General features: G+C 70.5%; 9 protein-coding genes and 1 pseudogene. 7 read left to right on the forward strand and 3 right to left on the reverse strand.

Features of this window, described 5'->3' with window-relative positions; translation table 11 throughout:
- Window positions 1-367: 367 nt before the first annotated feature.
- The 3 genes from C6N75_RS18690 to C6N75_RS18700 all read right to left on the reverse strand — a co-directional run bounded on the left by C6N75_RS18690 (window position 368) and on the right by C6N75_RS18700 (window position 3,855).
- Window positions 368-1,825 (reverse strand): catalase, encoded by a 1,458-nt coding sequence (locus C6N75_RS18690; RefSeq protein WP_105870050.1) that lies wholly within the window; start codon window positions 1,823-1,825, stop codon window positions 368-370.
- A 247-nt stretch (window positions 1,826-2,072) separates the two neighbouring features.
- Complete coding sequence (locus tag C6N75_RS18695; RefSeq protein ID WP_105870051.1) at window positions 2,073-2,963, reverse strand: 2-hydroxy-3-oxopropionate reductase; 891 nt, start codon at window positions 2,961-2,963, stop codon at window positions 2,073-2,075.
- A 52-nt stretch (window positions 2,964-3,015) separates the two neighbouring features.
- Complete coding sequence (locus C6N75_RS18700; protein ID WP_105870052.1) at window positions 3,016-3,855, reverse strand: TIM barrel protein; 840 nt, start codon at window positions 3,853-3,855, stop codon at window positions 3,016-3,018.
- 194 nt (window positions 3,856-4,049) lie between these two features.
- On the opposite strand from C6N75_RS18700, the gene C6N75_RS18705 reads away from it, so the two are divergent.
- The 7 genes and pseudogenes from C6N75_RS18705 to C6N75_RS18735 all read left to right on the forward strand — a co-directional run.
- Complete coding sequence (locus C6N75_RS18705) at window positions 4,050-4,304, forward strand: hypothetical protein (protein WP_105870053.1); 255 nt, start codon at window positions 4,050-4,052, stop codon at window positions 4,302-4,304.
- Entirely contained in the window at window positions 4,301-4,681 is a 381-nt protein-coding gene (locus tag C6N75_RS18710) for a helix-turn-helix domain-containing protein (RefSeq protein WP_105870054.1), read from the forward strand. Before C6N75_RS18705 ends, C6N75_RS18710 begins: the two co-directional genes overlap by 4 nt.
- A 277-nt stretch (window positions 4,682-4,958) precedes the next feature.
- Window positions 4,959-5,471, forward strand: a complete 513-nt coding sequence (gene uraD / locus C6N75_RS18715) for a 2-oxo-4-hydroxy-4-carboxy-5-ureidoimidazoline decarboxylase (RefSeq protein WP_105870055.1) — start codon at window positions 4,959-4,961, stop codon at window positions 5,469-5,471.
- Window positions 5,468-5,857 carry a hydroxyisourate hydrolase gene (uraH, locus tag C6N75_RS18720; RefSeq protein WP_105870056.1) on the forward strand — a complete coding sequence of 130 codons (390 nt, stop codon included), beginning with the start codon at window positions 5,468-5,470 and terminating at the stop codon, window positions 5,855-5,857. The genes uraD and uraH overlap by 4 nt, the downstream gene beginning before the upstream one ends.
- An 8-nt stretch (window positions 5,858-5,865) precedes the next feature.
- Entirely contained in the window at window positions 5,866-6,789 is a 924-nt protein-coding gene (gene pucL / locus C6N75_RS18725; protein WP_105870057.1) for a factor-independent urate hydroxylase, read from the forward strand.
- A 76-nt stretch (window positions 6,790-6,865) separates the two neighbouring features.
- Window positions 6,866-8,284: a nucleobase:cation symporter-2 family protein gene (locus tag C6N75_RS18730; protein ID WP_105870058.1), complete on the forward strand. Its 1,419-nt coding sequence runs from the start codon at window positions 6,866-6,868 to the stop codon at window positions 8,282-8,284.
- Between the two features lie 45 nt (window positions 8,285-8,329).
- Window positions 8,330-8,745 (forward strand): annotated as a pseudogene (locus C6N75_RS18735) (8-oxoguanine deaminase); the annotation flags it as partial.

Genomic DNA, 8,745 nt, shown 5'->3' on the forward strand with positions numbered 1-8,745 from the left:
CTCTGGTGCGGAGGGTGACGCGGTTGGTGCCGTCCGGCGGTGCGAGGCTGGCGCGACAGGACGTTCGCGCCGCCGGACGGGGTCGAAGGGGCCCCTCGGAGAGGGGCGTTGGGACCGCGGCGGCGGCGACGGAGGGTCCCGGCCTGGCCTTCCTTCAGGTCAAGAAGGGGGCCGGGGCTCCTTGCCACCGCACTGGCACGCTCGCCGCCGCGGTCCTCACGTTGTCCGTACCGTCGGCCACCCCTCATCCGGGCCGCGGTGCGGACGTGCGTACGGCTGCCGACCTCCCGTCAGAAGCCGTACGCGGTCTGGTGAAGCAGTGGAGCTGCGGAGCGGTGAGGCTCCGTGGAGCTGAGGGGCGGGGAGGTCAGTCCTCGCGCAGGGCGCGGACGGCCTCGGCGACGCGCTTGCCGTAGTCCGGGTCGGCGGCGGCGAAGTGGGAGACCATCTTGTCGATGACGTCCTCGCGCGAGACCTGGGACAGGCCGCCGGCGAGGTTGGCGACGAGGCGCTTCTTCTCGTCCTCCGACATCAGCCGGTACAGCTCGCCGGCCTGGAAGAAGTGGTCGTCCTTGACGTGCAGCGGCGCCTCGTGGGTGCCGGTGTGGCCGTTGACGGGGAGCGGGGCGGACAGCGGCACGTCGGTCTGTGCGGGGCCGGCGTACGAGTTGGGCTCGTAGTTCTTGTCGTGGCGCGAGCCGTAGCGGGTGGCCATCAGGCCGTCCCGGCCGTAGTTGTCGACCACCGCGTGCTTCGGCGCGTTGACCGGGAGCTGGGTGTGGTTGACGCCCAGGCGGTAGCGGTGCGCGTCGGCGTAGGCGAACAGCCGGCCCTGGAGCATCTTGTCCGGGGACGGGCCGATGCCGGGCACGAAGTTGTTCGGCGAGAACGCGGCCTGCTCGACCTCGGCGAAGATGTTGTCCGGGTTGCGGTCCAGCACCAGCCGGCCGACCCGCTGGACCGGGTAGTCGGCGTGCGGCCACACCTTGGTCAGGTCGAACGGGTTGAAGCGGTAGTCGGCCGCCTCGGCCGCCGGCATGATCTGCACGTACAGGGTCCAGGACGGGTTGACCCCGCGCTCGATGGCCTGAAGCAGGTCGGTCTGGTGCGAGGTGGCGTCGGCGCCCACGGTCTCGGCGGCCTGCTCGGCGGAGAGGCAGCGGATGCCCTGGTTCGTCTTGAAGTGGTACTTGACGAAGAAGGCCTCGCCCGCCTCGTTGGTCCACTGGTAGGTGTGCGAGCCGAAGCCGTCCATGTGGCGGTACGAGGCGGGGATGCCGCGGTCGCCGAACAGCCAGGTGATCTGGTGGGTGGCCTCGGGGGAGTGCGCCCAGAAGTCGAAGACGTTGTCCGGCTCCTGGCGGCCGGTGAACGGGTCGCGCTTCTGCGAGTGGATGAAGTCGGGGAACTTCACCGGGTCCTTGATGAAGAAGACCGGGGTGTTGTTGCCGACGAGGTCGTAGTTGCCCTCTTCGGTGTAGAACTTCACCGCGAAGCCCCGCGGGTCGCGCACCGCGTCGGAGCCGCCGAGCGAGTCGGCGACGGTGGAGAAGCGCAGGAACAGGTCGGTGCGCTTGCCCACCTCGGACAGGAAGCCGGCCTTGGTGAAGGCGGTGACGTCGTCGGTGACCTCGAAGTAGCCGTACGCACCGGAACCGCGGGCGTGCACCACGCGCTCCGGGATGCGCTCACGGTTGAAGCGGGCGAGCTTCTCCAGCAGGTGCTGGTCCTGGAGGAGGAGCGGGCCACCGACGCCGGCGGTGGCGGAGTTCTGGTTGTCGGCGACGGGGGCGCCGGACTCGGTCGTAAGCACGCGCTTCGACATCGTGACCTTCCGATACGTACGGGGCTGCTGGCGGTGCGAGGAGCGTATGGACGCGCCTCAGCTCACGTCAACAGTTTGTTGAATTCGCTTCAACAGTTTGTTGATATCGCACGGGCCAAGGAGGGCGGTCGTGCGAACCGCTGAAGGGAGGTGGTGGTCCGGGCGGCGCCGACGCCTGGGCGCGACAGGACAGGTGTCGGCGCCGGCGCCGCCCGGAGTCTGGGGGGCGACCCGCGTCAGGCGGGGGTCAGACCTGCGAGCCGGAGAGGCGCTCGACGGCGCGCAGCAGGGCCGAGTGGTCCAGGCCGCCGTCACCCTGGGCGCGCAGCGAGGCCACGAGCTGGGCGACCACGGCGCCGACCGGCAGCGCGGCGCCCACGTTGCGGGCGGCGTCGGTGACGATGCCCATGTCCTTGTGGTGCAGGTCGATGCGGAAGCCGGGGGCGAAGTCCCGCTTCAGGAAGTTGTCCTTCTTGCGGGTCAGCACCGTGGAGCCGGCCAGCCCGCCGTTGAGGACGTCGAGCGCGGCGGTGAGGTCCACGCCGGACTTCTCCAGGAAGACCACGGCCTCGGCGCACGCCTGGATGTTGACCGCCACGATGAGCTGGTTGGCGGCCTTGACCGTCTGGCCGGAGCCGTGCGGCCCGCACAGCACGATGGTCTTGCCGAGCGCGTCGAACAGCGGCTTGGCGGTGTCGAAGTCCGCCTTTTCGCCACCGACCATGATCGAGAGCACCGCCTCGATGGCGCCGGCCTCGCCGCCGGACACCGGGGCGTCCAGCACCCGCACGCCCTTGTCGGCCGCGGCCTTGGCCAGGTCGACGGAGGTCTGCGGGGTGATCGAGGACATGTCGATCAGCAGCGCGCCCTGCTTGGCGTTCTCCAGGATGCCGTCCGGGCCGTAGGCGATCGCCTCGACCTGCGGGGAGGCGGGGACCATGGTGACGATGACGTCCGCGTCGGCGACCGCCTCGGCGATGGAGGCCGCGGCGGTGCCGCCGGCCTTGGCGAGCCGGTCCAGCTTGTCCTGCTCCAGGGTGAAGCCGGTGACCTGGTAGCCGGCCTTCAGCAGGTTCTCCGACATGGGCGAACCCATGATGCCGAGACCGATCCACGCGACCTTGGGCAGCGTGCTCATGCGGGTACCTCTTTCAAGCTGTGGTGCGGGGAATGCGGTACAGGTGCTGGGGTCAGCGGGCCGCGCGGTCGGCGGCGGGCAGCCAGTCGAAGGCCTCGGCGCTCGGGCGGTCGCCGGGCTTGTACTCCAGGCCGACGTAGCCGTCGTAGCCGGCCTTGCGCAGGCGCTCGAGGAGGCCGGCCAGGTCGAGGTCGCCGGTGCCCGGCGCGCCGCGGCCCGGGTTGTCGGCGATCTGCACGTGGCCCGTCTTGGCGGTGTACGCGTCGACGACCTGCTCAAGGTCCTCGCCGTTCATGGACAGGTGGTAGAGGTCCATGAGGAACTTGGCGTTGCCCAGGCCGGTGGCCTCGTTGACCTTGTCCACGACCTCGATCGCGGCCGGGGCGCTGACCAGCGGGTACAGCGGAGACTCCGGCTTGTTCAGGGCCTCGACCAGGAGGATCGCGCCGATGCGGTCGGCCGCGCGGGCGGCGAGCACCAGGTTCTCCAGGGCGAGCGCGTCCTGCTCGGCCGGGTCCACGCCCTCGACGCGGTTGCCGTACAGGGCGTTGAGCGCCTTGCAGCCGACCGAGGCGGCGAAGTCGGCGGCCACGTCGATGTTGGCGCGGAAGCGGTCCGACTCCTCGCCGGGCACCGAGAGGGCGCCGCGGTCCGGGCCGGGCAGCTTGCCGGCGTAAAAGTTCAGTCCGGTGAGCTGCGTGCCGGCGTCCTCGAGGGCCTTCTTCAGCGCGTCGAGCTCACTCTGGTCGGGGGTGGGCGTCTCGATCCAGGGCCACCACAGCTCGACCGCCGTGAAGCCCGCCGCCGCGGCGGCGGCGGGGCGCTCCAGGAGCGGGAGCTCGGTGAAGAGGATCGACAGGTTCACATTGAAGCGCTGGTCCGTGTATCCCATGAGGGGTTCGGCGCTCCTTCCGTATTGCGGAAGTTCGTTTCTGCTTAACGGAAGATTGCCCGGGGCGGTCGAGGGCTGTCAACCCCGGAACGGGAAAAACCGGCCGTCGGACCTTGTAGGGACCTCCAACAGCCGCCGGCCCCCGCTGCCCGCCCGGCGGCCGGAAAGCGCCGCCCCCGCCGTACTGTGACCCCATGCAGCGACTGAGAGTGGAGTTCACGACCGAGCCGTTTGACCTGGACGAGGCCCCCGCGCACGCGCTGGTGGCCCGCCAGGTCATCGAAGGCGCCAGCCTCGACGCCGTCGACGTGGGGCCGTTCGGCAACACCGCCGAGGGCGGCGCCGACGCCGTGCTCACCGCCGTGGACGCACTGCTGCGCCGGACCCTGGACGCCGGCGCGACCCGCGTCTCGCTCCAGGTCAACGTGATCGGGGAGGGCGAGAAGTGACCGAGCCGGCCGACCATCCGCTGGTCACCGCGGTGAAGCCGCTGGTCGACGCGATGGGTGCGCGGATCCTCGCACCCGACGAGGCCGCCGGCGACGACGTGGTGCTCGCCTGGGAGGGCGAGGACGTCCTCGCCGTACGGCTTCCGCAGCTCGCGGACAGCCTCGACCACATCCTGGCCGCGATGGAGCGCCGGCACGGGATGCCGCTGGCCGAGCTGGACCGCAAGACCAAGCAGGCGGTGGTCCGGGCCCTGGAGGCGCGCGGCGCCTTCTCGGTGCGGCACGGGGTGGAGACGGTGGCCGGTGCCCTGGGCGTCAGCCGCTTCACCGTCTACAACTACCTGAACAGGGACAACACGGCGAGGGCGGCCGAGTAGCGCCGCCACCCCGGGCCTCGCGCCCCGCTCCGCGCACGCCGCCGTCCGCATGCCGGGACGGCGGCGTGTTTCGCGCCAGGGCCGGGCGGTCCCGGGGCGGCCGCGAGACGCCGGCCGCCGGGCCGCGCGGGGCGGCCCGGCGGCCGGGGCGCGTCACCGGGCCGACGCGCACAATTGACAGCGAAGTTTCAACAAAGTGTTGACGGGGCGTTCATCGAGAGCGTTAGCTATCCGCAGCCCGACCACAGCACAGCGAAAAGCAGCCACGGAGGCTCCCGTGACTTCGAGTACGACACCGGGCCTCGCCCGGTTCAACACCTCCGCGGACAGTGACGCGCGCGTCGCCCTGCACGAGGTGTGCGCCAGTTCGGCGTGGGGAAGCCGCCTGCTCACCCAGCGCCCCTACGCCACCGTCGAGGACCTCTTCGCCGCCAGCGACGCCGCCATGGCCGAGCTGACCGCCGACGACCTCGCCGAGGCGATGGCGGGGCACCCGCCGATCGGCCGGCCGAAGCCCGGGGACCCGACCTCCTCCCGCGAGCAGAGCGGGATGGCCGGCGCCTCCGAGGACCTCAAGGCGGAGATGCTGGAACTCAACCTGGCCTACCAGGACAAGTTCGGCCATGTCTTCCTGATCTGCGCCACCGGCCGGACCGGTGAGCAGATGCGCGACGCGGTCAAGGAACGGATCGGCAACTCGCCCGAGCAGGAGCGGGAGATCGTCCGCACCGAGCTGGGCAAGATCAACCGCATCCGACTGAACCGCCTCGTGGAGGAAGCGACCGCATGAGCACCGCCACCACAGCATCCGTGTCCACGCACATCCTGGACACCAGCGTGGGCCGCCCCGCCGAGGGCGTACCCGTCGCCCTCGCCGCCCGCTCGGGCGCCGAGGGAGAGTGGACCGCGCTCGGCGATTCCGCCACCGACGCGGACGGCCGCTGCAAGGACCTGCCGGCGCTGCCGGAGGGCACCACCCACGTACGCCTCGACTTCGACACCGAGGCGTACTTCTCCAAGAAGCAAGCCGAGGCGCAGCAGGACGCCCCCCGCGTAAGGGACAGCGGTGCGTTCTTCCCGGAGGTGGCGATCACGTTCGCCGTCGCACCGGGCGAGCACTACCACGTACCGCTGCTGCTCAACCCGTTCGGCTACTCCGTTTACCGAGGGAGCTAGCAGACACCATGCCCACGATTCTCGGCCAGAACCAGTACGGCAAAGCAGAGAACCGCGTCGTCAAGATCACGCGGGACGGCGACACCCACCACATCAAGGACCTCAACGTCTCGGTCGCCCTCTCCGGCGACATGAGCGACGTCCACCTCTCCGGCTCCAACGCCAACTGCCTGCCGACCGACACCACCAAGAACACGGTGTACGCGTTCGCCAAGGAGTACGGCATCGAGTCCGCCGAGCAGTTCGGCATCCACCTCGCCCGCCACTTCGTGACCACCCAGGAGCCCATCCACCGGGCCCGCATCCGCATCGAGGAGTACTCCTGGGAGCGGATCGAGACCTCGGACGCCAACTCGAAGTTCATCGGCTCCGACGAGGTCAAGCACTCCTTCGTCCGCAAGGGCCAGGAGACCCGCGTCTCCGAGATCACCTACGACGGTGAGAACTGGCAGGTCATCTCCGGCCTGAAGGACCTCGTCGTCATGAACTCCACCAACTCGGAGTTCTGGGGCTACGTGAAGGACAAGTACACCACCCTGCAAGAGGCGTACGACCGGATCCTCGCCACCCAGGTCTCGGGCCGCTGGCGCTTCAACTGGTCCGACGACGACCAGAAGATGCCCAACTGGGAGCGGTCCTACGAGCAGGTCAAGAAGCACATGCTCCAGGCCTTCGCGGAGACCTACTCGCTCTCCCTCCAGCAGACCCTGTACCAGATGGGCTCGCGGATCATCAACAACCGCTCGGAGATCGACGAGGTGCGCTTCTCCCTGCCCAACAAGCACCACTTCCTCGTCGACCTGGAGCCGTTCGGCCTCAAGAACGACAACGAGGTCTACTTCGCCGCCGACCGTCCCTACGGCCTGATCGAGGCCACCATCCTGCGGGACGGCGTCGAGCCGAAGATCCCGGTCGACATGACCAACCTCTGACACCGGCCTCAGAGCCAGGTCCCGCCGTCCGCCCGCCCGCAGCCGGGCGGCGGCCGGCGGACCGGAGGGAACAGCAATGGCACAGCCTGCAATGGGGCCGGCTCCCGACGGCCCGTGTTCCACCCCACCGGCATCACCCGCCTCCGCCGCCCCGGCGGACTGCCACCCGGTGGACGAGAAGCTCCCCCTCACCAAGCTGGTCCCCGCCGCACTCCAGCACATCGCCGCCATGTACGCGGGGGTCGTCACCCCACCGCTGATCATCGGGCAGGCCGCCGGCCTCGACACCGCCGGCATGACCCGCCTGATCGCCGCGAGCCTGCTCATCGCCGGACTCGCCACCATCCTCCAGACCCTGGGCCTGGCGGGGTTCGCCGGCAACCGGCTGCCGTTCGTCAACGCCGCCTCCTCCGCCGGCATCGCGCCGATGCTCGCCATCGCCGAGACCAGCGCCCCCGGCCACGCCCTGCCCGCCATCTACGGCGCGGTGATGGTCGCCGGCCTCTTCTGCCTCGCCGTCGGCCCCTTCTTCGGCAGGCTGCTCCGCTTCTTCCCGCCGCTGGTCACCGGCGTCGTCATCACCCTCATCGGGGTGACCCTGATGCCCGTGCCCGTCACCTGGGCGCAGGGCGGCGACAAGACCGCCGCCGACTTCGGCGCCATGAAGTACCTGGCGCTGGCCGCCTTCACCCTCGTGGTCATCCTGCTCTTCCAGCGCTTCGGTCGCGGCTTCCTGCGCCAAGTGGCCCTGCTGCTCGGGCTGTTCTTCGGCACGCTGGCCGCCATCCCGTTCGGCATGGCCGACTTCGCCGCCCTGCGCGAGGCGCCGCTCGCCGCGCTGCCCGCCCCCTTCGCCTTCGGCGCACCCGAGTTCCAGCCCGCCGCGATCCTCTCCCTGTGCATCGTGATGCTGGTGCTGATGACGGAGTCCAGCGCCGGGATGCTCGCCCTCGGCGAGATCTGCGAACGCCGCACCGACGGCCGCACCATCACCCGCGGACTGCGCACCGACGGCCTCGCCACCCTCGCCGGACCCGTCTTCGGCGGCTTCCCGACCTCGGCCTTCGCCCAGAACGTCGGCGTCGTCTCGCTCACCCGGGTCCGCAGCCGCTACGTCGTCGCCGTCGCCGGCGGTGCGCTGATCGTCCTCGGCGTCTTCCCCGTGCTGGGCGCCGTCGTCTCCCTGGTGCCGATGCCGGTCCTCGGCGGCGCCGGGATCGTGCTCTTCGGCTCGATCGCCGTCAGCGGCATCCGCACCCTGTCCGAGGCCGGCCTCGACGACAGCTCCAACATCATCCTGGTCGCCGTCGCGCTGGGCGCCGGCATCATCCCGCTCGCCGCCCCCGCCTTCTACGCCGGCTTCCCCGCCTGGGCGCAGACCGTGCTGGGCTCGGGCATCAGCGCCGGGGCGCTCGCCGCGGTCCTGCTGAACCTCTTCTTCCATCATCTCGGCACCCGGAGCAGCACCACCGCTTCGGCACTCAAATCCTCCTAGGGCCCTGCCGTGCCCGCACTGCCACCGCTTGACGAAGGAAGCACCATGGCACCTCCGGCAGACCCCCGCGCCGTCGAGCGCACCGTCATAGAGAACTGCGCCGTCGCCACCGTCGACGCCGCCGGCACCGAATACGCCGACGGGCACCTCGTGCTGGCCGGCAACCGCATCGAGTCGCTCGGCGCTGGCAAGGCCCCCGAGAACCTCCGGAACGTGGTCCGGCGGATCGACGCCACCGGCCACCTGGCCACCCCCGGCCTGGTCAACACCCACCACCACTTCTACCAGTGGATCACCCGCGGCCTGGCCACCGACCACAACCTCTTCGACTGGCTGGTCGCCCTCTACCCGACCTGGTCGCGGATCGACGAGCAGATGGCGCACGCCGCCGCGGGCCATCATCGCCAGCGAACCCTGGGCGGCGGCGTGCGCCATCTGCTCGTCGATCCGCGACCAGGTCG

Source organism: Streptomyces solincola (assembly GCF_002982015.1).
GTDB classification, from domain to species: Bacteria; Actinomycetota; Actinomycetes; order Streptomycetales; family Streptomycetaceae; genus Streptomyces; species Streptomyces solincola.

Coding starts and splice junctions, on each gene's coding strand:
- C6N75_RS18730 (WP_105870058.1), top strand. CDS start 6,866: ATGGCACAGCCTGCAATGGGGCCGGCTCCCGACGGCCCGTGTTCCACC.
- pucL (WP_105870057.1), top strand. CDS start 5,866: ATGCCCACGATTCTCGGCCAGAACCAGTACGGCAAAGCAGAGAACCGC.
- C6N75_RS18705 (WP_105870053.1), top strand. CDS start 4,050: ATGCAGCGACTGAGAGTGGAGTTCACGACCGAGCCGTTTGACCTGGAC.
- C6N75_RS18695 (WP_105870051.1), bottom strand. CDS start 2,963: ATGAGCACGCTGCCCAAGGTCGCGTGGATCGGTCTCGGCATCATGGGT.
- C6N75_RS18700 (WP_105870052.1), bottom strand. CDS start 3,855: ATGGGATACACGGACCAGCGCTTCAATGTGAACCTGTCGATCCTCTTC.
- uraH (WP_105870056.1), top strand. CDS start 5,468: ATGAGCACCGCCACCACAGCATCCGTGTCCACGCACATCCTGGACACC.
- C6N75_RS18690 (WP_105870050.1), bottom strand. CDS start 1,825: ATGTCGAAGCGCGTGCTTACGACCGAGTCCGGCGCCCCCGTCGCCGAC.